The sequence below is a fragment of the Mesorhizobium sp. IMUNJ 23232 genome (assembly GCF_044326205.1).
GTDB lineage: Bacteria > Pseudomonadota > Alphaproteobacteria > Rhizobiales > Rhizobiaceae > Kumtagia.
The window spans coordinates 190,852-214,758 of the sequence record NZ_JBIRCY010000004.1 but is presented as its reverse complement, the minus strand read 5'-3'; the positions used below and the strand labels follow the sequence as shown (position 1 = coordinate 214,758).

The 23,907-nt window shown below is 63.0% G+C and carries 23 protein-coding genes; 17 read left to right on the top strand and 6 right to left on the bottom strand.

Annotated elements, in window-relative coordinates:
* Position 1: 1 nt before the first annotated feature.
* Both ACH196_RS04680 and ACH196_RS04675 read right to left on the bottom strand, forming a co-directional pair.
* The gene (locus tag ACH196_RS04680; RefSeq protein ID WP_396645329.1) at positions 2-472 is read right to left on the bottom strand and encodes a FecR domain-containing protein; all 471 of its coding nucleotides are present in this window, start codon (positions 470-472) and stop codon (positions 2-4) included.
* A 208-nt stretch (positions 473-680) separates the two neighbouring features.
* Positions 681-1,736 (bottom strand): LacI family DNA-binding transcriptional regulator, encoded by a 1,056-nt coding sequence (locus ACH196_RS04675; protein WP_396645327.1) that lies wholly within the window; start codon positions 1,734-1,736, stop codon positions 681-683.
* A 354-nt stretch (positions 1,737-2,090) separates the two neighbouring features.
* Between ACH196_RS04675 and ACH196_RS04670 the strand changes: the two genes are divergently transcribed.
* The 15 genes from ACH196_RS04670 (at position 2,091) to glpK (ending at position 17,177) form a co-directional block, all read left to right on the top strand.
* Positions 2,091-2,237, top strand: coding sequence for a hypothetical protein (locus tag ACH196_RS04670; RefSeq protein ID WP_396645325.1), 147 nt, complete (start codon positions 2,091-2,093; stop codon positions 2,235-2,237).
* Between the two features lie 649 nt (positions 2,238-2,886).
* Positions 2,887-4,797: an ABC transporter ATP-binding protein/permease gene (locus ACH196_RS04665; protein ID WP_396645323.1), complete on the top strand. Its 1,911-nt coding sequence runs from the start codon at positions 2,887-2,889 to the stop codon at positions 4,795-4,797.
* Positions 4,798-5,189: 392 nt separating this feature from the next.
* Complete coding sequence (locus tag ACH196_RS04660) at positions 5,190-5,969, top strand: DeoR/GlpR family DNA-binding transcription regulator (protein WP_396645321.1); 780 nt, start codon at positions 5,190-5,192, stop codon at positions 5,967-5,969.
* Positions 5,970-6,088: 119 nt separating this feature from the next.
* Positions 6,089-7,612: a glycerol-3-phosphate dehydrogenase gene (gene glpD / locus ACH196_RS04655; protein WP_396645319.1), complete on the top strand. Its 1,524-nt coding sequence runs from the start codon at positions 6,089-6,091 to the stop codon at positions 7,610-7,612.
* 31 nt (positions 7,613-7,643) lie between these two features.
* Positions 7,644-8,726: an ABC transporter ATP-binding protein gene (locus ACH196_RS04650; protein WP_396645317.1), complete on the top strand. Its 1,083-nt coding sequence runs from the start codon at positions 7,644-7,646 to the stop codon at positions 8,724-8,726.
* A gap of 10 nt (positions 8,727-8,736) precedes the next feature.
* Positions 8,737-9,810 (top strand): ABC transporter ATP-binding protein, encoded by a 1,074-nt coding sequence (locus ACH196_RS04645; protein WP_396645315.1) that lies wholly within the window; start codon positions 8,737-8,739, stop codon positions 9,808-9,810.
* Positions 9,807-10,673, top strand: a complete 867-nt coding sequence (locus tag ACH196_RS04640) for a carbohydrate ABC transporter permease (protein ID WP_396645313.1) — start codon at positions 9,807-9,809, stop codon at positions 10,671-10,673. Before ACH196_RS04645 ends, ACH196_RS04640 begins: the two co-directional genes overlap by 4 nt.
* A 103-nt stretch (positions 10,674-10,776) precedes the next feature.
* Positions 10,777-11,595 (top strand): carbohydrate ABC transporter permease, encoded by an 819-nt coding sequence (locus ACH196_RS04635; protein ID WP_396645389.1) that lies wholly within the window; start codon positions 10,777-10,779, stop codon positions 11,593-11,595.
* The gene (locus tag ACH196_RS04630; RefSeq protein WP_396645311.1) at positions 11,595-11,930 is read left to right on the top strand and encodes a hypothetical protein; all 336 of its coding nucleotides are present in this window, start codon (positions 11,595-11,597) and stop codon (positions 11,928-11,930) included. Before ACH196_RS04635 ends, ACH196_RS04630 begins: the two co-directional genes overlap by 1 nt.
* Positions 11,927-12,391 (top strand): hypothetical protein, encoded by a 465-nt coding sequence (locus ACH196_RS04625; RefSeq protein ID WP_396645310.1) that lies wholly within the window; start codon positions 11,927-11,929, stop codon positions 12,389-12,391. The genes ACH196_RS04630 and ACH196_RS04625 overlap by 4 nt, the downstream gene beginning before the upstream one ends.
* On the top strand, positions 12,388-12,774 hold the full coding sequence (locus ACH196_RS04620) for a hypothetical protein (RefSeq protein ID WP_396645308.1): 387 nt from the start codon (positions 12,388-12,390) through the stop codon (positions 12,772-12,774). Before ACH196_RS04625 ends, ACH196_RS04620 begins: the two co-directional genes overlap by 4 nt.
* A gap of 105 nt (positions 12,775-12,879) precedes the next feature.
* Positions 12,880-13,287: a DUF2160 domain-containing protein gene (locus ACH196_RS04615; protein ID WP_396645306.1), complete on the top strand. Its 408-nt coding sequence runs from the start codon at positions 12,880-12,882 to the stop codon at positions 13,285-13,287.
* A gap of 75 nt (positions 13,288-13,362) precedes the next feature.
* Positions 13,363-15,087 (top strand): carbohydrate ABC transporter substrate-binding protein, encoded by a 1,725-nt coding sequence (locus tag ACH196_RS04610; protein ID WP_396645304.1) that lies wholly within the window; start codon positions 13,363-13,365, stop codon positions 15,085-15,087.
* A gap of 58 nt (positions 15,088-15,145) precedes the next feature.
* Positions 15,146-15,691, top strand: coding sequence for a hypothetical protein (locus ACH196_RS04605; protein ID WP_396645302.1), 546 nt, complete (start codon positions 15,146-15,148; stop codon positions 15,689-15,691).
* Complete coding sequence (gene glpK / locus ACH196_RS04600) at positions 15,684-17,177, top strand: glycerol kinase GlpK (RefSeq protein ID WP_396645300.1); 1,494 nt, start codon at positions 15,684-15,686, stop codon at positions 17,175-17,177. Before ACH196_RS04605 ends, glpK begins: the two co-directional genes overlap by 8 nt.
* Before the next feature lie 52 nt (positions 17,178-17,229).
* Here the strand turns inward: glpK and ACH196_RS04595 are convergent, their stop codons facing one another.
* Positions 17,230-17,793, bottom strand: a complete 564-nt coding sequence (locus tag ACH196_RS04595) for a BA14K family protein (protein ID WP_396645298.1) — start codon at positions 17,791-17,793, stop codon at positions 17,230-17,232.
* A 279-nt stretch (positions 17,794-18,072) separates the two neighbouring features.
* Here ACH196_RS04595 and ACH196_RS04590 point away from each other — a divergent pair, with 279 nt between their 5' ends.
* Together ACH196_RS04590 and ACH196_RS04585 are read left to right on the top strand one after the other, a co-directional pair.
* On the top strand, positions 18,073-18,657 hold the full coding sequence (locus tag ACH196_RS04590) for an NUDIX domain-containing protein (protein ID WP_396645296.1): 585 nt from the start codon (positions 18,073-18,075) through the stop codon (positions 18,655-18,657).
* 67 nt (positions 18,658-18,724) lie between these two features.
* Complete coding sequence (locus ACH196_RS04585) at positions 18,725-20,167, top strand: SGNH/GDSL hydrolase family protein (protein WP_396645294.1); 1,443 nt, start codon at positions 18,725-18,727, stop codon at positions 20,165-20,167.
* A gap of 400 nt (positions 20,168-20,567) precedes the next feature.
* Here the strand turns inward: ACH196_RS04585 and ACH196_RS04580 are convergent, their stop codons facing one another.
* The 3 genes from ACH196_RS04580 to ACH196_RS04570 are packed head-to-tail and all read right to left on the bottom strand — an operon-like array spanning position 20,568 to position 23,791.
* Complete coding sequence (locus ACH196_RS04580) at positions 20,568-21,431, bottom strand: MaoC family dehydratase N-terminal domain-containing protein (RefSeq protein ID WP_396645292.1); 864 nt, start codon at positions 21,429-21,431, stop codon at positions 20,568-20,570.
* Between the two features lie 42 nt (positions 21,432-21,473).
* On the bottom strand, positions 21,474-22,634 hold the full coding sequence (locus ACH196_RS04575; protein ID WP_396645290.1) for an acyl-CoA dehydrogenase family protein: 1,161 nt from the start codon (positions 22,632-22,634) through the stop codon (positions 21,474-21,476).
* Positions 22,635-22,639: 5 nt separating this feature from the next.
* Entirely contained in the window at positions 22,640-23,791 is a 1,152-nt protein-coding gene (locus ACH196_RS04570; protein WP_396645288.1) for a CaiB/BaiF CoA transferase family protein, read from the bottom strand.
* Positions 23,792-23,907 lie beyond the last annotated feature (116 nt).

The following is a 23,907-nucleotide window of genomic DNA, read 5'->3' as shown; positions in this document are numbered from 1 at the left end:
ACTATTGACCGAAGCGCGCCATCATCGCCGCGACGCGAGCCGCTGGCCATTGGCGCACCGTCAGCGGTCCCGAGCCGGCCCCGACATCGACGCCGTCGCCCGGCGCAAGCGTCACACCTTGCTCGCCGTCGGTGCGGGTAACGGCGACGCTGCCGCGCCGGACGAAGACCGAGGTCTGCCCGGCCTCGGCGTCCACCATCCATATGGTGCCGCGCACCGCGGCGATGGCTTGCGGCGTGATCACCTCGAAACCGGCCGGGGCGCCGCCGTCCGGAAATTCCAACATCAGCGCCTTGCCGTCGAGCTTTACGGCGTCCGTCTGGCCGTTGCTGTCGCGGTCGAGCAAATTGTATTGCGCGCCGGCCTCGGCGATGATCGACAGGCCGCTATCACAGCGCACGATGTGGCGCTCCGTGCCGCCGACCTGCTCCAGCGCGCAGCCGCCGGTGTTCGACTGGGCAGAAGCTGGCATCGCTGCTGGCCAAACCGCGCCGGCCACGAAAAATCCGGCGGCAGCCGTCCGATACATCGATCTCATCGCCGAACACTCCCGTTTGAGCAGGCGCTGAACAAGGGGTCGTCTTCTACCTAGCACGAAGCGGTAAGGGAATGGGATGCCATCGTAAAAGCATCACGGAATTGACCGGCGTCGCAGAAATCGCGGTTTCGATATCCGCTTCTCAGCCCGGCGGCGCCGTCGAGCCGCGCGCCAGAAACTCGATATCGAGCACTTCGCGCCGGATCGTGCCATCGAAGCCGAGGATGGTCTGCACAGCCCGCCGACCCATCTCGACCATCGGCTGCGCGATGGTGGTGAGCGGCGGGTCGGACACAAGACCTTCCGGCACGCCGTCGAAGCCGACGATCGACACGTCGCGCGGCACAGCGATGCCGCGCGCCTTGAACCAGTCCAGCGCATGCAGCGCCACCTTGTCGGACATCGCTAGGATCGCCGTCGGCGGCTCGGGCCGCGCGAAGATGTGATCGAGCCCGGCGGCGGTGGTCGCCCAGTCATTGTCGGTCTCGTAGAGCGGCACATCCTCTATGGCGATGCCGGCGGCCGCAAATTCCTCGGCATAACCGCGCAGCCGGTCGCGCGTCCCCGCATAGAGCGCGGTTTCCGCCTGGTCCCACGAAATGGCGCCGGCAGTGGTGTCGGCCAGCGCCAGCGACAGCACCGCGAAGCGCCGGTGGCCGAGCCCGATCAGGTGCCGCGCCGCCATCCGGGCGCCCTCGACGTCGTCGACCCCGATGGTGGAGATCGATTCGTCGTCAATACCGTAGTCGAGCGCCACGAATGGAAGCCGGCGCTCGCGCGCGAGATCGACCAGCCGCGAGCCGCCCTCGAGGCAGAAGACGATGAAACCGTCGACCACGGCGCTCTGGATGTTCCAGGCGAGTTGCTCCTGGTTGACGGCCGAGACCAGGGAGATGCCGGCGCCCGTGGCGTCGCAGGCCTCCGTGATGCCCGACATGACGGCGCGGGCAAACGGATCGGCGAAGAAATAGGCGAGGGGTTCGGCGGTGGCGACGCCGATGGCGTTGACTTTTCCGGCGCGCAGCAGCCGACCGCGTGGATCGGGGCCGGCATAGCCGAGTTTTTGTGCCGCGGCGAACACCCGCTCGCGCACCTCGTCGCGCACGATTTCGGGGCGGCTGAACACGTTGGAGGCGGTGCCACGCGAAACCCCGGCTTCCTCGGCTACATCGGCCAGTCTGATCGGTCTCTTCGGCAAGTTGTCTCCTTTTCGCCGAGGCATCATACACCCCGATTTGTCAGGAGACATATAGCACGCGCCTTGGATCGATTCAAATTTCCTTGACATCGGCACCGGAATGCCTATCTTTGAATCGATCCAAGAGAAATTCCGACTTCTGGATTGGATCGATGCAAATTCTTAAGGAGGCCGCTATGCATCCGCTTAGCTACGTGTTCGAGGACATTTACCGTAACCATTGGGGCATCCCGCGCAGCGACCGCGACGCCGCCCGTAAGGAGATCATCGGCTGGCGCCGGAGGTCCGCTTCGCGGGCAGGGGGCCTTTTAACGGATCTGTCTTTGGATCGATTCAAGAACTAGGATTATGATCATGCACCCCGTAAAATTCTTGTTCGAGGAAATCTATCGCGAGCACTGGGGCATTCCGCGGTCCCGCAAGGAGCGTGTCCGCAGGGCCGGCGAGGCGCCGGGCTGGCTGCGGTCGCGGTTCGTGCGTCGCGACAAGGATCGCGACTGAGATTCACGCCGCGTTGATTCTGAGGCTCCCCTCGGCCACAAGACATGCCGGAGGGGAGCCGGACGTCGCGAGTACCGGTCGTCAGCGGCGGTAGCTCCCAGGTGGCCCGATGCTGACATATGGCGACCACTCGAGCGGGGCTTCGTTCGAAAATCACCGCTATAACAGAATTGCTTTCCGGCGAAGTAAGTCCAGCGGCTGCGCCTGTCCTACAGCCAAGAGCTCGTATCGAATTTAGCCGCCTGTGCCCCGCTGTGCACAGGTGCATTTCACGGTTTCGCCCGCGCCCCCGCATGCTCCCCGAAGTACTTCGCGAATCTCCTTTCATTCCAGATCATCAAACCGTTAAGAAGTCGTCATCCGGGCAGTTCACGAACGCTTGATCCGCCGTGAGTGATCGCCTGTAATCCCTTAGGAAACACACCCTTAGCCTTGGGAGGCGCTCCCGGACACTTTAAGTTTACGCCCGTTTCTTAGGCGGCTTCAGACATTTCGGTTTGAAAAACGCCAAAAAGTGTTACGATTCCAAAAAAAAGGGCATGGGGTGGAATCCTTGATTCGGACGTGGGTCCTAGGACCTGCGCCACGTCTGTTCCGCACGTGGCGCAAAGACAAGGCTCAGCCGCCGCCGCTGACGCCGGTTTCAGGTATGCGCGGCTTTTGGGGCCTGATGCGGGCCTATTGGCTCTCCGAGCGGTGGCGGGAGGCCTGGCTCCTGACGGTGGCCATAGCTTTGCTGACCGCGGCGGGCAGCAAGGTCGGCGTCTGGATCACCGAGTCGACCGGCGGCCTTCTGGGTTCGATAGCGCTGTTCCACTGGGAGGGCAACGAAGCGCCGGCTTCGTCTATTCTGACCGCCGCGGCCTCCCTGGTTCTTTGCGTCGTCCTCGTGGAAGCCCTGATGGGTGTGCGCAATCTGGTGTCGACGACATTGCACCGGAAATGGCGCGGCTGGCTGAACGGCCGCTTCAACGACGCGCTGCTCGACGCCAACCACACGCATTTCCATGTTCAGCACGGCGGCAGTGAAGAGAAGAGTTCTTCATTGCCGGCGCCGGACAATATCGACCAGCGCGTGCAGGAATCGATCAAGGACATGGCCGGCGGCGCAATTGGCCTGGCCATGGGGGTCATGAGCGTCCTCACCGCCGTGTTCTTTTACGGCCAGAAGCTGATCGAGAATTCGACGGAAGTGAGGGGCCTCGAGTTCCTGGGCGGCTATGGCACCGCCTTTCTCGCCTTCGCCGCTGTCGCCCTCTACGTGCCGCTGAACACCTGGCTTGCGCTCAAGCTCGGACGCGTGCTGGAGCGGCTGACCGTGGCGATCCAGAAGACGGAAGGCAGCTATCGCGCGGAACTGACCACTTTCCTGCGCCGCAGCTTCCACGTTGCCGCCTCGCGCAGCGAGGCCGTGCAGAAGGAGACGAACCTCCGCCTCTATGACGACATCGACCGCGTCTGGTCGCAGCAGAACTGGTTCAATTCGGGCTACGTCGCCTATCAGAAAATCTATGATTTCTTCGCTTTCCGCATTGTCTCCTACGCCCCGGGCCTGATGTCCTATGTGGACAACAAGATCAGCTTCCAGGGTTATGTCACCGGCTCCGAGCAGGTGAACCGGCTTATCCAGGAATGCTCGTGGTTCATCCACGTCATGCCGGCGATCGCCTCCCTGAAGGCCAATGCCCGAAGGGTGACCGAACTCGCCGACGCGATCGAGCGTGTGCAAAATCCGGACGATTTCTATCGCTCGACCGGACGCAGCGACTTCCATTTCGCTCGTCAGCACGCGGTGTTCGGTCTGACCGTGCGCGATCTCGAACTCATGCATGCCGGCGAGGACGCGGTGCCGTTCGTCTCCGCGCCGCTGCTGCTCTTCCGGCGCGGCGAATGGACCTTCATCCAGGGTGAATCCGGCAGCGGCAAGTCGAGCCTGATCAAGGCGATCAACGGCCTTTGGGCGCATGGCGGCGGTTCGGTAACCTTCCCGGAAGGTGTCGCGACCTTCTACGCGGCGCAGGACGTGCGGTTGCCGCCGGTGTCGCTTAAGCAATTGATCTGCCTGCCTCACGACGAGCGCGACCACGCCGACCCGGCCGTTGCAGCCGCCATGCACAGGGCGGGGCTCGGCGAATTCATCGAATGGCTGGCGGACGCCAGCCGCGACGGCAAGGGGTGGGACGAGACGCTGTCTGGTGGCCAGAAACAGAAGCTGGTGCTGGCCCGCATCCTCTTGCACAAGCCCGGCCTGCTTTTCCTTGACGAGGCGACCGGCGCGCTGGACGTCCAGGCCAAGGTCGCCTTCCACCAGGCGATCAAGGACAATTGCCCGGTCATCACCGTGATCAGCGTCATGCACGAGGCCAAGCCACCAAAATCGGCGGAGGGTGTCGATTTCTACGACAGCGTGTTGACGATCGCCGACGGCATGGCCGTCAAGTCGCCGCTACGCGACCGGCGGCCGGCCGAGGTCCCGGAACTCACCAGGATCCTCACGCGTCCGCTGAGGGAAGCCCGCCTCAAGCCGGTGCAGGCGCGTCAGAGGCAGAGGCAGGAATAGCCTCCAGCACGGATGGTGCTCGCAGGTCCGGCTTGTCGGCTCGAAATCCCATCCTCAGTCTCGTCAACACGGCGTTTCGCGGACGATATGTCATGCTTCCGAAGGGGTGTGGTCATGCTTATGGCGCCGGAATCGTCTTGCGGGCCGGCTATCTCGTTGATCTATTTGTGTTTCCCAAGCATGATCTGAATGTGTTCGCTAGCCCACAGGGTCGCGGCTAGAGCTATAACCTTTTGATTTCGCTTTACATTGTGTTGGTTAGGCACTTCGCCGCTGCGTCGAACACCAGGCCCGCTGAAATCCCGGCATTTGAGCGCTTATTCAGAAGACAGGCTTCCGGCCGTTTTCGTTTTCGTCTAAAAGCTCCGAAAACGAAACCGGGAGGAAGAGCAATGTATCTGTCGCCGCGCCATTCCGAGATCATGCAGATGGCGAAGGATCACGGCCGCGTCCTGGTTGACGACCTCGCTGCCCATTTCAGTGTGACTCCGCAGACGATCCGCAAGGATCTCAATGACTTGTGCGACCAGCGGTTGCTTTCGCGCATCCATGGCGGCGCGCTTTTCCCCTCCGGCATCGCCAATGTCGAATACGAGGCGCGACGCAAGATCGCGGCATCCGAGAAGGAAGCGATCGGCCGCGCGGCGGCGCGGATCATCCCGGACAACGCCTCGCTGTTCATCAATATCGGCACCACCACCGAGGAGGTCAGCAAGGCGCTGCTGGACCATGCAGGCTTGATGGTTATCACCAATAACATCAATGTTGCCAACAGGATGCGGGTCTATCCCGGCATCGAGGTGGTGATTGCCGGCGGCGTCGTGCGTGGCTCCGACGGAGGAGTCGTCGGCGAAGCGGCGGTGGACTTCATAAAGCAGTTCAAGGTCGACTACGCCGTCATCGGCGCCTCGGCGATCGACCATGACGGCGCGCTGCTCGACTACGACTTTCGCGAGGTGAAGGTCGCGCAAGCCATCATCGCCAATGCCCGCCACGTGATTCTGGTTTCGGACGCGACCAAATTCGAACGCACCGCGCCGGTTCGCATCGGCCATCTGTCTCAGGTCAACACCTTCATCACCGACACTTGCGACCTGCCGGCGATTCGCCGCATCTGCGAGGAAAACGAGGTGGAACTGGTCGAGACCGACCGGCTGCCGGCCGACGCTTGAGAGACAAAAAGCACTGTCTGTCGTTTTCGTTTGACATTCGTTATATTTTCGAAATAATCCCTCCGAGCTTTCGATAAGGGCAAAAATGCTGCACTGCGAAAGCAAACGGGGAGGTATTTTTGGACGCAAGTGCGATCCATGACGTGTTCGTCATTGGCGGCGGCATCAACGGATGCGGTATCGCACGTGACGCCGTCGGCCGCGGCTATTCGGTTTTTCTCTGCGAAATGAACGACTTGGCGAGCGGCACGTCGTCCGGCTCGACAAAACTGATCCATGGCGGCTTGCGTTATCTCGAGCACTACGAGTTCCGCCTCGTTCGCGAGGCATTGATGGAGCGCGAGGTGCTATGGAAGATGGCGCCGCACATCATCTGGCCGATGCGTTTCGTGCTGCCCTACGCCGAGGGGCTGCGTCCGGCCTGGCTGCTACGCCTCGGCCTTTTCCTTTACGACCATATCGGCGGGCGCAAGCTGCTGCCGGCGACGAAAACGCTCGACATGGTCAGCGATCCCGCCGGCAAACCTTTGAAACCACTATTTAAAAAGGCGTTCGAATATTCCGACGGCTGGGTCAACGACGCGCGCCTCGTCGTACTCAACGCGCGCGACGCCGCCGACCGCGGCGCCGTCATCCGCACCCGCACCAGGGTCGTCGAGGCGCGGCGGGACAACGGGCTCTGGTCGATCACCATCGAGGACATGCAGAGCCGTGTGACCGAATTGGTCAAGGCGAAGCTCATCGTCAATGCCGCCGGCCCTTGGGTCGACCGCGTGCTCGCTGGCGCCGTCGGCCAGAACGACGTGCACAATGTTCGCCTCGTCGGCGGCAGCCACATCGTCATCCGAAAGAAATTCGAAGATCCGCGCGCCTATTTCTTCCAGAACCGCGACGGCCGCATCATCTTCGCCATCCCCTACGAGGAAGATTTTACCCTCATCGGCACCACCGACCAGGATTTCACAGGCGATCCGAAGGACGCGCGCATCAGCGAAATCGAAACCGATTATCTCTGCGCCGCGGCAAGCGAATATTTTACCGAACCGGTGCGCCGCGCCGACATCGTCTGGACTTATTCCGCGGTGCGCCCGCTCTACGACGACGGCGCCTCCAAGGCGCAGGAGGCGACGCGCGACTATGTGCTGAAGGCCGAAGGCGGCAACGGCCAGGCTGCGATCGTCAATGTTTTCGGCGGAAAAATAACCACTTACCGGCGTCTTGCTGAATCGATGCTTGAGAAGATCGAGGAGCATCTTGGCAAGCGCGGCAAGCCGTGGACGGCGGGCGCGACGCTGCCGGGCGGCGATTTTCCGGTCAACGGCTTCGACGCGGAGGCTGCGAAACTGAAGGCTTCCTATGCCTTCCTCGACCTGCCTCACGCCCGCCGCCTGACTCGTTTGTACGGCACCCGCGCCCGTACTTTGCTGGGGCTGGCGCGCTCGCAGGCCGATCTCGGCCGCAATTTCGGCGCCGACCTTTTCGAGGCCGAAGTGCGCTACCTCATGCAGCACGAATGGGCGGTGACGGCCGAGGACGTGCTGTGGCGCAGGACCAAGCGCGGCCTGCGGCTGAGCAAGGATCAGGCTGCAGCGCTCGACCAGTATATGAGCGCAGCACTTGGGGATCGGGCCGCGGCCGAATAGTCCGGAAGTAAATGGCCTGGGAGGAGGCGGAATGCTCGAACTGAGAAACGTGACGAAGACGGTAGCGGGCGCGGATCACATCCGCGACGTTTCGCTGGCGCTTCGCCACGGCTCGCTGAACGTCCTGCTCGGCCCGACGCTGTCCGGCAAGACCAGCCTGATGCGGCTGATGGCCGGCCTCGACCGTCCGACCACAGGCAGCATCTGGTTCGACGGCAAGGACGTCACCGGCGTCGCCGTGCAAAAGCGAAACGTCGCAATGGTTTACCAGCAATTCATCAACTACCCGGCGATGACGGTCTACGAGAATATCGCCTCGCCGCTGCGTGTCGCCGGCGCCGAGAGCGGCAAGATCGACCGCGAGGTGAAGCGCGCGGCGGAGTTGATGAAGCTGACGCCCTATCTTGATCGCACACCACTTAATCTTTCCGGCGGCCAGCAGCAGCGCACGGCACTTGCCCGCGCCATCGTCAAGAATGCCAGCCTCGTGCTGCTCGACGAGCCGCTCGCCAATCTCGACTACAAGCTGCGCGAGGAACTGCGCGCCGAACTGCCGAAACTGTTCGCCGAGGCCGGCACCATCTTCGTCTATGCCACCACCGAGCCGCACGAGGCGCTGCTGCTCGGCGGCAACACGGCGACGCTGTCGGAAGGCCGCGTCACTCAGTTCGGGCCGACCATCGACGTCTTCCGCCAGCCCGTTGATCTGATTACCGCCAAAACCTTTTCCGACCCGCCGCTGAATACCATCGTCATGCGCAAGCAGGGCGCGAGTTTCATGCTGGACGGTGGCGTCAGCCTGCCTGTGCCGGCCGGTCTCGCCGGGATCGCCGACGGCGCCTACACGGTCGGCTTCCAGCCGCATCATCTCGCGCTGTCGAAGCCGGCCGAAGGCGCGGTTTCCGTGCCGGCGAAAGTCACGGTCACTGAAATCACCGGTTCGGAAAGTTTTGTGCACCTGCAATTCGCGGATGCGAAATGGGTGATGCTGGCACCCGGCATAAAGGTGTTCCAGGCCGATGAGACCGTCGATGTCTTCATCGACCCGCGCCACATCATGGCCTTCGACGCCGCCGGCCGCTCGGCCGCGCCGCGCCAGAAGCTCGCAGCTTGAGGAGGGCGAGATGGCGCGCATCGAACTCGACCATATCGGCCATTCCTACCTGCCGCACCCCAAGGCGCCGAAGGACTATGCGCTGAAGCAGGTCGACCACATTTTCGAGGATGGCGGCGCCTATGCGCTGCTTGGCCCCTCCGGTTGCGGCAAGACCACGCTGCTCAACATCATTTCGGGCCTGCTGCACGCCTCGCACGGGCGCTTGCTGTTCAACGGCCGCGACGTCAGCCACGCGTCCACGCAGGAGCGCAACATCGCGCAGGTGTTCCAGTTCCCGGTCATCTACGACACCATGACGGTCTACGACAATCTGGCCTTCCCGCTGCGCAACCGCGGCGTGCCGGAACAGGAAGTCGACCGCAAGGTGCGCGAGACGCTCGACATGATCGATCTCGCCGACTGGGCAAAGCGCCGGGCGAGGGGGCTGACCGCCGACCAGAAGCAGAAGATTTCGCTTGGGCGCGGCTTGGTGCGCTCCGACGTCAACGCCATCCTCTTCGACGAGCCGCTGACCGTCATCGACCCGCACATGAAATGGGTGCTGCGCTCGCAGTTGAAGCAGCTTCACAAGCGCTTCCGCTACACCATGGTTTACGTCACCCACGACCAGACCGAGGCGCTGACCTTCGCCGAGAAGGTGGTGGTGATGTATGACGGCGAGATCGTGCAGATCGGCACGCCGGCCGAACTGTTCGAGCGGCCCAGACACACTTTCGTCGGCTATTTCATCGGCTCGCCGGGCATGAACGTCATGCCGGTGGAAATCGCTGGAAACAACGCCCGGCTAGGTGGCCACACGATCGAGCTGCCCGGCGCGCCGGCGGGTGCGAGCGGCACGGTCGAGCTCGGCATACGCCCGGAATATGTGCGGCTGGGCCGCGCCGGCATGCCGGTTGCGATCACCAAGGTCGAGGACATCGGACGTCACAAGGTGGTGCGCGCCACGCTGGAGGGGCGCGAGATTGCCGCGATCCTCGGCGAGGACGAGGAGGTGCCGGCCGAGCCGCACATCGCCTTCGATCCTGCCGGCATCAACCTCTACGCCGATTCCTGGCGGGTCGAGACGGGAGGCGCGCGATGAACAAGACCTGGAACAACCGGGCCTGGTTCATGGTCCTGCCGGTGCTGCTCCTGGTGGCATTCTCGGCGGTCATCCCGCTGATGACGGTGGTCAACTATTCGGTGCAGGACACGTTCGGTAACAACGAGTTCTTCTGGGCCGGAACCGAATGGTTCCAGGAGATGCTGGGTTCCGACCGCTTCTGGGAAGCGATGGGCCGAAACCTGATCTTCTCCTTCGTCATCCTGGCGATCCAGATCCCGCTCGGCATCTTCATCGCGCTCAACATGCCGAAATCCGGCTGGGGCGTACCGGTGTGCCTGGTGCTGATGGCGCTGCCGCTGCTGATCCCGTGGAACGTGGTCGGCACCATCTGGCAGGTGTTCGGCCGCGTCGACATCGGCCTGCTCGGCCATTCGCTGGCAGCGATCGGCATCGATTACAATTACGTCAACGATCCGTTCGATGCCTGGGTGACGGTGATCGTCATGGACGTCTGGCACTGGACCAGCCTGGTCGTGCTGCTCTGCTATGCCGGCCTCGTGTCGATCCCCGACGCCTACTACCAGGCCGCCAAGATCGACGGGGCGTCGCGCTGGTCGATCTTCCGCTACATCCAGCTTCCGAAGATGAACCGCGTGCTTTTGATCGCCGTGCTGCTGCGCTTCATGGACAGTTTCATGATCTACACCGAGCCCTTCGTGGTCACCGGCGGCGGGCCGGGAAACTCGACGACCTTCCTGTCGATCGACTTGGTCAAGATGGCGGTCGGGCAGTTCGACCTCGGCCCGGCGGCGGCGATGTCGATCATCTACTTCCTGATCATCCTGCTCCTGTCATGGGTGTTCTACACCGTCATGACCAACTACGACGCGGAGCGCTGAGATGGCGGATGTGAAAACCACCGCAGCATCCGCCCGCGCCGGAGATCTCGGCGCCGCGCCGCCCGCGTCCGTCGCGGCAGGGCAGGATGCGGTTTCCCGCGCCATGCGCCGGCGCGGCGACGAGAGCCGGTTCTGGTGGCTGGTGCCGACGCTCTACATCATCTTCCTGATGCTGCCGATCTACTGGCTGGTCAACATGAGCTTCAAGACCAACCAGGAGATCCTCGGCGGCTTCTCGCTCTGGCCGCAAAACCCGACGATCGCCAACTACATGGTGATCTTCACCGACCCCTCTTGGTACAAGGGCTACATCAACTCCATCATCTATGTGGTGATGAACACGGTGATTTCGGTCGTCGTAGCGCTGCCCGCCGCCTACGCCTTCTCGCGCTATCGCTTCCTCGGCGACAAGCACCTGTTCTTCTGGCTCTTGACCAACCGCATGGCGCCGCCCGCCGTGTTCGCGCTGCCGTTTTTCCAGCTCTATTCGGCCTTCGGCCTGATCGACACCCATATCGCCGTGGCGCTGGCGCACTGCCTGTTCAACGTGCCGCTGGCGGTTTGGATTCTCGAAGGTTTCATGTCGGGCGTGCCGAAGGAAATCGACGAGACCGCCTATATCGACGGCTACTCGTTCCCGAAATTCTTCGTGAAAATCTTCATGCCGCTGATCGCGTCTGGCGTCGGCGTCGCGGCCTTCTTCTGCTTCATGTTCTCCTGGGTGGAACTGCTGATCGCCCGCACGCTGACGACGACGGATGCAAAGCCGATCGCTGCGATCATGACCCGCACCGTCTCGGCCTCCGGCCTCGACTGGGGCGTCTTGGCGGCCGCCGGCGTGCTCACCATCATCCCGGGCGCGCTCGTCATCTGGTTCGTGCGTAATTACATCGCCAAGGGCTTTGCCCTGGGGAGGGTGTGATGAGCACTGAACGGATATCAATTCGCGAAATCAGCCGATTGGCGCAAGGCGTCTTCGAGTCTCTGGAGCAGGCTGGGATCGAAGAAGTCGATGTCGATGGCGATCGGTATTGGTGTGTTTTCCCGACAGACTCGCTTGCGTCCCAAACACCTGATTTGATGGTTGGCGAGGTAGCAGACGACCTCAAGGACCTCAGGTCGGAGGTCGATGACCCCGAGAGCCCGCTCAAAATGGGTTTGCCGTGGCACGCGCTGCATCATCTGCATGGAATTGTTGGCTATCTCGCTGCCAAGGCAATTGCATATGAACTGCCCGACCAGAGGAGCACGGGATGAAGCGCATAGCCTCCCTGCTCGCCGTCCCCCTCATCTTCGCTGCGGGACAGGCTGTCGCCGATCAAGGCGCAATTGAGAGATCTTGCGGCGCTGAATGGGGGACATCAGCGCCGCTCGTTGAAAGCTGCATCGGATCGCAACAGGCGGCTGCACAGCAATTGGATAGGCTGCTTTCCGACGCCACTGCCCTTGGTTGGCGTGAAGAAGTCGAACGCCAGTGTGGGTTTGGACAAGACACGGACTACGTGGAGGCAGGACAATGCGTGGCCGCCGCGATCAAAGGGCGCATGTGGGAGCAGCGCGATCAGGAATTGGCCCGTGCCGATGCGTGGCAAAGGCCGAGCGGGGTCCCTCAGCAGGTCTCTCTTCGGATTGAGGCGCAATGCGTCGATGATTTCGGCCTCAAATACAGCAATGTCGAGATTTGCATCGACCACAGTTCTCGCGAGTTCAGACAATGATGAGGGCGGCTGAACTCTTGGCGGTCATCATGCCGTTCGGCGCTATCCTCGCCGGCCTCACCGCACCCGCCATGGCGGACTATGTCGGCGACAACCATACGTGGATTCTGACCTGCAACGCCTCAGGCTACGAACTCACGTCAAAATATCCGGTATCCCGCTTCATCGAGGGTGGCGCGAATTCAAGTTCCACCGAGGAAATCGAAAAACTCTACCTCGGGCGAAGCTGCGACGCCGAGCACAAGGTTTTCGGCAAGGGCAAGTGGTGCTGGGCCAATGGCGGGTTCAAAGCCGAGTTCGAGAATGGCGCATCGATCGGCTTCCCCCGCCAGGAATTGTCCTGTCCCGACGCGAAGAACGAAATAGACGAATGCGAGTGCTGACATGAGTTTTTCGCGTTCTCGATCGATCCGGCCTGATGGCACCCTTAGCGGACGGTGCGAGGTCGTGCGGCGCGGCACCTCAAATTGCGTCGGGAGGACGGCACAATGACTGCATCCCGAAACTGGGTTGTGCCGCTTGTCGCCGTGCTTCTCGCTTATCTCGCCGCCGCCGGGCTTCTGATAGCGACGCTGCCAAGGGAAGACGGCGCAATCGACTGGTTCGCGCCGCTGGTGCCCGGCGGCTGGATGGCTTGGTCGTTCCCCAGCGCCCTGTTCTTCCTGACCATCCTTTTGCTGCTTTGCCTGATGGCGGTGTGGGAATACGCCTCGCCGGGCGGCAATCCGCGGGTCGGCATTTTGCGTTTCGAGACGACGCGCGGCGACCGTCTCTTCGTTTCGCTGCTTGGCAGCGCCTTCATCCATCTCGCTTGGCTGGGTCTGATCGGACCCAACCTGTGGTGGGCTCTCGCTCTCTCCGTGGTCTACGCCATCGGCGTATTTCGCTACGTATAGAGGGGGAAACTAGTTGAGGCGGCCGCGTGCCGGCGACCGCCTCGATCGCACTTTAACCTTAAAGGGAGGAATCTCATGCGACGGCATATTTTAGCATCTACCAGCGTCATTGCACTCATACTGGGCAGCAGCCACGCCTTTGCCGGCATGGATGAAGCCAAGGCGTTCCTGGACGCCGAGATCAAGGACCTGTCGACGCTCGACCGCGCCGGCCAGGAAGCCGAGATGCAGTGGTTCATCGACGCGGCGAAGCCGTTCGCCGGCATGGACATCAAGGTCGTGTCGGAAACCATCACCACGCATGAATATGAATCGAAGGTGCTGGCGCCGGCCTTCACGGCGATCACCGGCATCAAGATCACCCACGACCTGATCGGCGAAGGCGACGTGATCGAGAAGCTGCAGACGCAGATGCAGTCGAAGGAGAACATCTACGACGCCTACGTCAACGACTCCGACCTGATCGGTACCCACTGGCGCTACCAGCAGGCGCGCAGCCTGACCGACTGGATGGCCAACGAGGGCAAGGACGTCACCAACCCTGGCCTCGATCTGGCCGACTTCATCGGCACGTCGTTCACAACCGCTCCGGACGGCAAGCTCTACCAGCTTCCCGACCAGCAGTTCGCCAACCTCTACTGGTTCCGCTACGACTGGTTCAACGACGAGAAGAACAAGGCCGATTTCAAGGCGAAGTACGGCTACGATCTCGGCGTGCCGGTCAACTGGTCGGCCTATGAGGACATCGCCGAGTTCTTCACCGGCCGCGAGATCGACGGCAAGAAGGTCTACGGCCACATGGACTACGGCAAGAAGGACCCGTCGCTCGGCTGGCGCTTCACCGACGCATGGCTGTCGATGGCCGGCAACGGCGACAAGGGCATCCCGAACGGCAAGCCGGTCGACGAATGGGGCATCAAGGTTGACGAGAACTCCCGTCCGGTCGGCTCGTGCGTCGCCCGTGGCGGCGACACCAACGGCCCGGCTTCCGTCTATTCGATCGAGAAGTACCTGCAGTGGCTGAAGGCCTACGCGCCGGCCGCCGCGCAGGGCATGACCTTCTCCGAGTCCGGCCCGGTTCCGTCGCAGGGCGAGGTCGCCCAGCAGATGTTTACCTACACTGCCTTCACCGCCGACTTCGTGAAACCGGGCCTGCCGGTAGTGAATGAGGACGGCACGCCGAAGTGGCGCTTTGCTCCGTCGCCGCACGGCGTCTACTGGAAGGACGGCATGAAGCTCGGCTACCAGGACGTGGGTTCCTGGACGATCCTGAAGTCGACGCCGGACGACCGCGCCAAGGCCGCCTGGCTCTATGCGCAGTTTGTCACCTCCAAGACCGTGGACGTCAAGAAGAGCCATGTCGGCCTGACGCTCATCCGCGAAAGCTCGATCCAGCACAAGTCCTTTACTGAGCGCGCGCCCAAGCTCGGCGGCCTGATCGAGTTCTACCGCTCGCCGGCCCGCGTGCAGTGGTCGCCGACTGGCACGAACATCCCGGACTATCCGAAGCTGGCCCAGCTCTGGTGGCAGGCGATCGGCGATGCCTCGTCGGGCGCAAAGACCGCGCAGGAGGCAATGGACTCGCTCTGCGCCGAGCAGGAGAAGGTGCTGGAACGCCTCGAGCGCGCCGGCGTGCAGGGCGACATCGGACCGAAGCTGGCCGAGGAGCACGACCTCGCCTACTGGAACGCCGATGCGGTCAAGAAGGGCAATCTCGCGCCGCAGCTGAAGATCGAGCCCGAGAAGGACAAGCCGATTACCATCAACTACGACGAACTGGTGAAGAGCTGGCAGAAGTAGGCTTGCTGCATTCAGGTTGCCGGGGCATCTTGCCCCGGCAATTTTTGCGGGTGCCGGCGTGAGGCTCTGGGGCTGGTGGAAAGACGATCATTGGAAGCCCGCGACCAGAGACGGCGAAGGGCGTGAGCTTTTCACGGAACGGGTGGTTATCCAGCTTTGCTTGGCACAGCTAGCGGAGCTTGGTCACGAATGTGTCACCGAAAAGCGTGACCTCGCTCTGGAGAACGTGCGCGAGATTATGGGCATGCCGGACTTGCGGCTTGGATATGAGCTGGTGGCGGAGATCGTTGCCGAGCGCCTGCTGACCAGCATTTCGGCTCCCAAGGCTCATAAGTACTTCCTTTCCGATATGAAGGGACACACCCATTCGTTCGATCTTGCAGAGCATCCTGTCTACGCGCCCGTTCACGCGATTATCGAACATGGGATGATTTCTGGGAACGCAATACGCGAACTCGGACGTTCGGCCGCCTATACCGACGTAGTTTCGAAAGCGCTGAATGCGGGCGAGAAGCTGGACAATCTAACGATTTATTGCGCCCCGGTCGGGCTCATCATCAACAGCGGCAAACTCGAGATCAAACCGGGTTGTGAAATTGAATAAGAACATCCTCGCCATCGACCAGGGCACTACCTCCTCGCGCGCCATCGTCTTCGACGGCGCGATGAAACCGGTCGGCAGCGGCCAGAAGGAATTCACCCAGATCTATCCCGCCTCGGGCTGGGTCGAGCACGATCCGGAGGAGATCTGGCACTCGGTTCTGTGGTCGGTGAAGGAAGCGCTGAAGAAGGCGGATGTGGCCGCCGCGGAAATCGCTGCGATCGGCATCACCAACCAGCGCGAGACGGTGGTGATCTGGGACAAGGCGACGGGAAAGCCGATCCACAACGCCATCGTCTGGCAGGACCGCCGCACCGCGCCGCTTTGCGCAAAACTGCGCAAGCAGGGACTTGAGCAGATATTCTCGAGGAAGACCGGCCTGCTGCTCGATCCCTATTTCTCCGGCACCAAGATCGCTTGGCTGCTGGACAAGGTCAAAGGCGCGCGCAGGCGGGCCGAGAAGGGCGAACTGCTCGCAGGCACCATTGACACGTTCCTGATCTGGCGGCTCACACGCGGCAAGGTTCATGCCACCGACGCGACCAACGCCTCGCGCACGCTGGTCTACAACATCGAGAAGAACATTTGGGACGAGGAGTTGCTGGACATTCTCGGCATCCCGGCTGCCTTGTTGCCCGAAGTGAAGGACTGCGCCGACGATTTTGGAATCACGGAGAAATCCCTGTTTGGAGCCGAGATAAAAATCCTCGGCGTTGCCGGCGACCAGCATGCCGCGACCATCGGCCAGGCCTGTTTCGAACCGGGCATGATGAAGTCGACCTACGGCACCGGCTGCTTCGCCGTGCTTAATACGGGTAGCGACCTCGTACGGTCAAAAAACCGGCTGCTGACCACCATCGCCTACCGGTTGAACGGCAGGACCACATACGCCTTGGAGGGCTCGATCTTCATCGCCGGCGCCGCCGTGCAATGGTTGCGCGACGGGGCGAAGATGATTTCGAAAGCCGCCGACAGTGGCGATCTGGCGGCCAAAGCCGATCCAGCACAGGAGGTCTACCTCGTGCCGGCCTTCGTCGGTCTCGGCGCGCCGCACTGGGACGCCGAGGCGCGCGGTGCGATCTTCGGCCTGACCCGCAATTCCGGGCCAGCGGAGTTTGCCCGCGCCGCGCTGGAATCCGTCGCGTTCCAGACCCGCGATCTGCTGGACGCGATGAAGAAAGACTGGAAGGGCGGCGCGTCCAGCACGGTGCTCAGGGTCGACGGCGGCATGGTGGCGTCCGACTGGACGATGCAGCGTCTGGCCGACATTCTGGACGCTCCCGTCGACCGGCCGACCGTGCTGGAGACGACGGCGCTCGGCGCTGCCTGGCTTGCCGGGTCGAAAGCAGGGGTCTGGCCTGACGCGCGCGCCTTCGCGAAATCCTGGGCGCTCGACCAGCGCTTCGACCCGGCGATGGACGACGCTACCCGCACGGCGAAGCTGAAAGGCTGGCGCGACGCGGTGCGCCGCACGCTCAGTTCCACATAAAAAACCCGCGCCAAGGTTGGCGCGGGTCGGGATTTGGTAGTTCAGCCGCCTGTCAATAGGGCGAGATGCACTCGCGGCGCGGGCCGTAGTTCGGCTGGAAAGTGTTGTCGTAAGCGCGATACGACCGGTAGCGGTTGTAGCACCACTGGGTGTGGGAGTTGCCCTCGTTAACCACGACACCCGGTTGCGAGGCGATTGCGCTGCCGATGATCGCGCCGGCTACGAAAGCGCCCGCCGGATACCAGAAGCCATCATCATAACGGCGGTATCCTGGACGGTAGTAGTCGTAGCCGCGATATCCGCGATAGTAGCCGCGGCGGTGATCCCGGCGCGCCTCACGCCGCCATTCGCGGCGGTCCCAACGGTCGCGGCGGTTGTCGCGGCGCCATTCCCGTCGATCCCGGCGGTTGTCGCGCCGCCATTCCCTGCGATCCCGACGCCCCTCGCGACGCCACTTGCGCCGTTCGCTGTTCGACTGGACCTGGATCACGTCGCCCTGGGCCTTCGCGACGGTCTGCGGGACGTAGACGGGAGCCGCTTCCGCCGGCACCAGGCCGACCACGGTGACCGAGAAGGCCAACGCCGTAGCGCACAGGCCTGACAAGAATTTCTTCATCGCAATTTCCTCTTGGCGGATTTCTGTCCCTATGCGGCGGCAAACGAGCGGAAAGATGGTTTTGTTCCCGCATTACAGAAGTTTAACATTTGTAGTGAAATGCGCTCGGATTTTTTTCCGTCCGTTTCGACGCCGGGTGAGGCCAGGAATCGGTTTTTATCGAAGCGGCCAGGCCGCTCCAACAAGCAGACTTGATACGATCACTGCGATCATCAATGCAAGCGGTTGAACGGCGGCACGTTCCCGCGTATCCGCGCATCTGAAAAGCTGGAGATTTCCGTGCAGGATCGCATTCGGATCAATTCGGTCGTTGTGTTGTCGGACAATTGGGGTGTCTTGAAAAAGACGACGTTCGACTACCGGAATTCGAAGGGCGTGTGGGAGCCGCAGATCCGCGAGACCTACGATCGCGGCCACGGCGCGACCGTGCTGCCCTTCGATCCCGAACGCGGCACGGTGCTGCTGGTGCGCCAGTTCCGCTACCCCGCCTATGTCGAGGGACACGAGGAGCCGCTGCTGGAGGCCTGTGCCGGGCTGCTCGATGCCGACGATCCCGAGACCTGCGCGCGCCGCGAGGCGGAGGAGGAACTGGGGTACCGCCTGCGCGACCTGAAGCTTGTCATGATGCCGTTCATGAGCCCCGGCAGCGTCACCGAAAAGCTCGCTTTCTTCACCGCGCATTATTCCGCGGCCGATCGTGTGTCCGACGGCGGCGGCCATGTCGACGAGGGCGAGGACATCGAGGTGGTCGAGATGCTGCTGAGGCACGCCTACGACGCCTGCCTCGACGGACGCATCATCGACGCCAAGACGATCATTCTCGTGCAGCACCTCATGCTGACGGAAGCCTCCGTCCGGAAGTAGCCACGATTTCGGCGGGATCGGATGGTCACTGCGCAGCCGGCGAACCCGGCGTGAGGAAAAGAGGGCTGTGAATTTCGGCGCGAAGGCGGGTCTGGCGGCCCGCATCCTGCTCTCCGGTTTTGGCCTGTTCGCCCTCAGCGACACGGCGGATGCCGACCTGATCGAACGGGCGGAATTGGTCCGCTCAGCGGGCGCCGCCACGGGCGATGTACCTGCTGTCGCTGCGCTGCCTCGCGTCTATCTCGACGGTGACAGCCGCGCCGATCTCGCCTCGAACACGGGACGCACCACGACCCAGGGCTGGCTGTGGTGGCTGCAATTGATGACCGGCGCGCGTTTCGATTTCCAGCCCGGCTACAATTTCGCCAAGAGCGGAATGGACAGCGAGGAGGTTCGCGACGGCGCGGCCGACTTGCGTGGCAAGCCGCCAGGTTATGTCGTCGCGGTCGTCGACACCAATGACAGGACCGCCGGCTGGCGGGCTTCGCGCACCATCGAGGCGCTGGCCGACTATCAGGCCGGGATCTTGTCTTACGGCCATAAATTGATCTGGATCGCCGGCAGCCCACGCGGCGACACCACGCCGGACGGCATCCGCCGCACGCTTTCGGACGTCGAACTGGCTGATGCGCTGCAGGTCCGATCCTGGTTCCTGGCGCAGGCCGCCGTCAGGAACGTCTATGTCGCCGATCCGTGGCCGCTGATGCTCGATCCCGCCAGTCCGGAAGGCCGCGCCCGCGACGGTATCCTGCGCGACGGCATACATTGGGGGCCGGCCGGCGCGCGGCTGGTGGCGCAGGCGCTGGCGCCGATCTTCGACACGCTGTTCTTGCCGCGCCAGCGCCTCGTCACCTCCAACGACGACCTCTACTCGGAGACCGATCCCGGCGGTTCGCTCAACTACAACCCCTTGCTCGAAGGCACTGGCGGCGTGCTCGGGGACGGCTGTACCGGCGACCTGGCGGAGGGCTGGTCGGCTGAAGCCGGGCAGGGGCTGTCCGCCAGTTTCAGCAAGGTGATGGTCGACGGCGAGGAGTGGCAGCAGGTCGTCGTCTCCGGTGTTCCCGCTGGCGTGAACGTCGGAGCAAACCCTGTCGACCCGACGCCGATGTCGGTGGTGATATCAGCCGATATCGACCCGTCTGATCTCGTAGCAGGCGAGCATTTCGAGGCGCTGGGAGCCATCGACATCGGGGCGGGCTCTTCGGGACTGCGCGGCGTCGCCCTTTACACCTCCTACACCACGCCCGAGGGAACGGTGACGCAAGCGGCCGGCGAGCCCATGCTTGCCCGCTCCCAGCCCAATCTCGAATTGCCGCCGGATGCCGTTTCCGGTGTCGCGGTGGTGCCGCGCACGGCCCCTCTTCCGGAAGGCATCAGCGACGCCTCGGTCAGCATCGTCATCACCGGCGTGCCGCACAATGCAAAGCTGCCCGACGTGCCGATCTCAGCCACCATTCGTTTCCGCGCCGTCAGTGCGCACAAGACAATCCGGATGCAGGTCCGATAGCTGACCGGATGTTTGATTCGCCAGGCCGATCGTCGTGATCCTGGGGTAAGACGCGGCAAACTGACATGCAGCACCGCGAATCTGCGGCTTCCGGGCGTCGTCCGAATGGTACTTTAGGATGAATTTTCCCTGTACCATCGGATTTTGAGAAGAGGATTATTGGAATCCCAACCAATATACCCCCATATATGATGCATCATCCGGCGGTTCTCCTCCCATTGTCGCCGGGTGGTGTTCCCCTCTGGAGGTTTTGAACCTTCAATTTGGCCGGGCCGTTTTCGAGCCCGGCCTTTTTTCTAGTGACTCGTTGATTGCCCTCGTGCCGCTCCGTGCGCGGCTGCCAAGCGGGGAGAGCCGGCCGTGCGCTATCAGGTCGAATGGCTTGTCGGTGGCCTTCTCGTTACTGTCCCGGCAGGGCCAAACACCTGGCTTCCATATGGACCACTCCGCTTTCGCCCTCTGTCCAGTAGACGTCCGCTTCCGTATTCGCGCCGCGCCTGACAAAAATGTCGGTTCCGGCAATCGCCGGCGACAGACCACGATACTCGAATTTTGGCGGCGCCGCGCCGATCTCCGACGCTGCCATGTTGAACAGCAGCGTCGCCTGGATCGGGCCGTGGACGACAAGGCCGGGATAGCCCTCGACCCCGGTCGCGTAGGGCAGGTCGTAGTGGATGCGGTGGCCGTTGAAGGTGATCGCGGAGTAGCGGAGCAGCAGCACCGGGGAGGTGGCCACGGCGACCGACCGTTGGAACGCCCGTCCGGCCGGCTGGCTCTGCGGTCCCGCCGGCTTGGCCGTGGCCGGCCTAGCGGCCTCGCGATAGACGATGTTGTGCCGTTCCTTGATCGCGGTGGCGCGCTCGGTCGAATAGACATGGTCGACCGCCACGAACCAGAGTTCTCCAGACTTGCCTTCTTTTCGCGTCACGTCGGCGATGGTGGAAACCCGGCGGACGCGGTCGCCGATCCGCAATTCCTCAAAAGTCTCGATCGAGCCGCCAGCCCACATGCGGCGCGGCTGTGGCACCGGCGGCAGGTCGCGGTTCTTGGCCGGGTGGCCGTCAGGCCCGAGTTCAGCCATTCCGGCGATCGACGGCGACAGGCACCAGTGGATGCCGAGCGGCGCCGCACCTGCGGCGACCGGCGCCAGATTCGGCTCGAAGATGGCGCGAAAACTGGCGGCCAGCCGTTCGGTTACGACGTCCTCATTTTCGGACGTCCTGCCGATCCAGTCGACGAATGGTTTTTCGCTGGCGTCCGCCATGACAGGCTCCCTGGTTGTCGTCCATCCGCTCCCTGTCGCAGCTCAATAAGAGCGCGGCATGCCGAGCACGTGTTCGGAAAGGTATGACAGGATGAGATTGGTCGAGATCGGCGCCACCTGATAGAGCCGCGTCTCCCGGAATTTTCGCTCCACGTCATATTCCTCGGCGAAGCCGAAGCCGCCATGCGTCTGGATGCAGGCGTTGGCGGCGTCGTTGGAAGCATCGGCTGCAAGCATCTTCGCCATGTTGGCCTCCGCGCCGCAGTCGCGCCCGGCTTCGTAAAGGCGCGCAGCTTCCTTCACCATCAGTTCGGCGGCGCGCATGTTGGCGTAGGCCCGCGCGATCGGAAACTGCACGCCCTGGTTGGCCCCGATCGGCCGGCCGAAGACGTTGCGGTCCTTGGCATAGCTGGTTGCCTTCTCGATCAGCCACTTGGCGTCGCCGACGCATTCGGCCGCGATCAGGATACGCTCGGCATTCATGCCCGACAGGATGTAGCGAAAGCCTTTGCCCTCCTCGCCGACGAGGTTTTCGGCGGGTACCCGGACGTTGTCGAAGAACACCTCCGTGGTCGAGTGGTTCATCATCGTGCGGATCGGCCGGATGCTGAGGCCGTTTCCAAGCGCCTGGCGCATGTCGAGGATGAAAACCGAAAGCCCGTCCGTCCGTTTGGCGACTTCGTCACGCGGCGCGGTGCGGGCGAGCAGCAGCATGAGGTCGGAATGTTCCGCCCGGCTGGTCCAGATCTTCTGGCCGTTGACGACATAATAGTCGCCGTCGCGGCGGGCGAAGGTGCGGATGGAGGTCGTGTCCGTGCCGCTGGTCGGTTCGGTGACGCCGAAGGCCTGTAGCCGCAATTCTCCCGTGGCGATGCGCGGCAGGTAGCGTGCCTTCTGCTTGGCATTGCCGTGGCGCAGCACTGTGCCCATGATGTACATCTGCGCGTGGCAGGCAGCGCCGTTGCAGCCGGCGCGCTGGATTTCCTCCAGCACCGCCGCGGCTGCCGACAGCGTCAGACCGGCGCCGCCATACTCTTCCGGAATGAGCGTCGCCAGGTATCCGGCCTCGGTCAGCGCCAAGACGAATTCGGCGGGGTAGGCGCGGGCCGCGTCGAGCTTGCGCCAGTATTCGCCGGGAAACCGCTCGCACAGTTTTCGCACGGCCTCGCGGATCTCCGGATGGTCTTCTGCTTCGAACGCCATGCCAACTACCTTGCATTTTCGGATACGGTTTCGCGGGGCGCGAATTCCGCGCGCAGCATCGCATCGTGCTCGCCCAGCGCCGGCACGGGACGCAGCGCCGGCCGCTGGCCGTCGACGATGTTCGGCGGGGCGAGCAAAGTTACCTTGCCCTCTGGAGTCTCGACCTCGGCGAAAGCCGCACTCCGATGCCGCATCAGGTCGTCGACTGTGGAAAGCCGGCCATAGGCGATGCGCACCGCGTCGAGGAGTTTGCAGACCTCGTCGATGGACATGCCTCCAATCGCCTGCTGCACTTTGGCATCCAGGCTGGCACGGTTCTTCACGCGGTCGGTGTTGCGGCTGTAGAGCGGATCGGCGGCAATCGCGGCATCACGCAGCACTCCCTCGCAAAAAATCTTCCACTCGCGCTCGTTCTGGATCGAGATCAGGATTTCGGCGTCGCTGGTGCGGAACACGCCGTAGGGCGCGATCGACGGATGCGCGAGGCCGGGACGGCGCGGCTCCTTGCCGCCGTAGCGCCGCGTCAGATAGGGCACGTTCATGAACTCGGCGATCGTGTCGAACAGCGAAAGCTGGATGTGGCTGCCCTGGCCGGTGCGCTCGCGCCTGAACAGCGCCTCCAATATGGCGGCATAGGCGGCCTGGCCGGTGGCGATGTCGCAGATCGAGATGCCGACGCGGCTCGGACCCGATTCGTCCGAGCCGGTGATCCCGGCGAGGCCGGCCTCGGCCTGCACCAGCAGGTCGTAGGCCTTGCGCTGATGGTCGGGCGTGCCTTCGGCGTAGCCGCCAATGTCGCAGACGATCAGCCTCGGAAACCGGGCGCGCAGGGAGGCGCTGCCGATGCCCAGCCGGTCGGTGGCGCCTGCCGCCAGATTCTGGACGAACACGTCGGCCCGCTCGAGCATCGACAGCAGCAGTTCGAGATCCTCGGCCGTCTTCAGGTCGACCGTGCAGGATTCCTTGCCGCGGTTGTTCCAGACGAAGTAGCTCGACTGGCCGAGCACATAATCGTCATAGCCACGTGCAAAATCGCCCTCGGGCCTTTCCAGCTTGATGACGCGGGCGCCGGCATCCGCCAGCCGCGAGGTCGCGAGCGGGGCGGCCACCGCCTGCTCCAGTGCGACGACGATCAGTCCTTCCAGTCCGCCGGTCATGTATGGCCCTGTTGTGTGACGGGCCAGACCTTGTGCCGTAGCGACGCCAAGTCAAATAGGATTTAGCAATGAGGGGTATATCGAAATACGTAGGCCAAGCGTGGCATCCAGAACGA

Excerpts from the sequence above, each read along its gene's own strand:
- ACH196_RS04630 (WP_396645311.1), top strand. The coding sequence starts at position 11,595 with ATGAGCACTGAACGGATATCAATTCGCGAAATCAGCCGATTGGCGCAA.
- ACH196_RS04595 (WP_396645298.1), bottom strand. The coding sequence starts at position 17,793 with ATGAAGAAATTCTTGTCAGGCCTGTGCGCTACGGCGTTGGCCTTCTCG.
- ACH196_RS04680 (WP_396645329.1), bottom strand. The coding sequence starts at position 472 with ATGCCAGCTTCTGCCCAGTCGAACACCGGCGGCTGCGCGCTGGAGCAG.
- ACH196_RS04650 (WP_396645317.1), top strand. The coding sequence starts at position 7,644 with ATGCTCGAACTGAGAAACGTGACGAAGACGGTAGCGGGCGCGGATCAC.
- ACH196_RS04620 (WP_396645308.1), top strand. The coding sequence starts at position 12,388 with ATGATGAGGGCGGCTGAACTCTTGGCGGTCATCATGCCGTTCGGCGCT.
- ACH196_RS04645 (WP_396645315.1), top strand. The coding sequence starts at position 8,737 with ATGGCGCGCATCGAACTCGACCATATCGGCCATTCCTACCTGCCGCAC.
- ACH196_RS04580 (WP_396645292.1), bottom strand. The coding sequence starts at position 21,431 with ATGGCGGACGCCAGCGAAAAACCATTCGTCGACTGGATCGGCAGGACG.
- ACH196_RS04640 (WP_396645313.1), top strand. The coding sequence starts at position 9,807 with ATGAACAAGACCTGGAACAACCGGGCCTGGTTCATGGTCCTGCCGGTG.
- ACH196_RS04660 (WP_396645321.1), top strand. The coding sequence starts at position 5,190 with ATGTATCTGTCGCCGCGCCATTCCGAGATCATGCAGATGGCGAAGGAT.
- ACH196_RS04665 (WP_396645323.1), top strand. The coding sequence starts at position 2,887 with ATGCGCGGCTTTTGGGGCCTGATGCGGGCCTATTGGCTCTCCGAGCGG.
- ACH196_RS04635 (WP_396645389.1), top strand. The coding sequence starts at position 10,777 with ATGCGCCGGCGCGGCGACGAGAGCCGGTTCTGGTGGCTGGTGCCGACG.
- ACH196_RS04670 (WP_396645325.1), top strand. The coding sequence starts at position 2,091 with ATGCACCCCGTAAAATTCTTGTTCGAGGAAATCTATCGCGAGCACTGG.
- ACH196_RS04575 (WP_396645290.1), bottom strand. The coding sequence starts at position 22,634 with ATGGCGTTCGAAGCAGAAGACCATCCGGAGATCCGCGAGGCCGTGCGA.
- ACH196_RS04615 (WP_396645306.1), top strand. The coding sequence starts at position 12,880 with ATGACTGCATCCCGAAACTGGGTTGTGCCGCTTGTCGCCGTGCTTCTC.
- ACH196_RS04610 (WP_396645304.1), top strand. The coding sequence starts at position 13,363 with ATGCGACGGCATATTTTAGCATCTACCAGCGTCATTGCACTCATACTG.
- ACH196_RS04570 (WP_396645288.1), bottom strand. The coding sequence starts at position 23,791 with ATGACCGGCGGACTGGAAGGACTGATCGTCGTCGCACTGGAGCAGGCG.
- ACH196_RS04625 (WP_396645310.1), top strand. The coding sequence starts at position 11,927 with ATGAAGCGCATAGCCTCCCTGCTCGCCGTCCCCCTCATCTTCGCTGCG.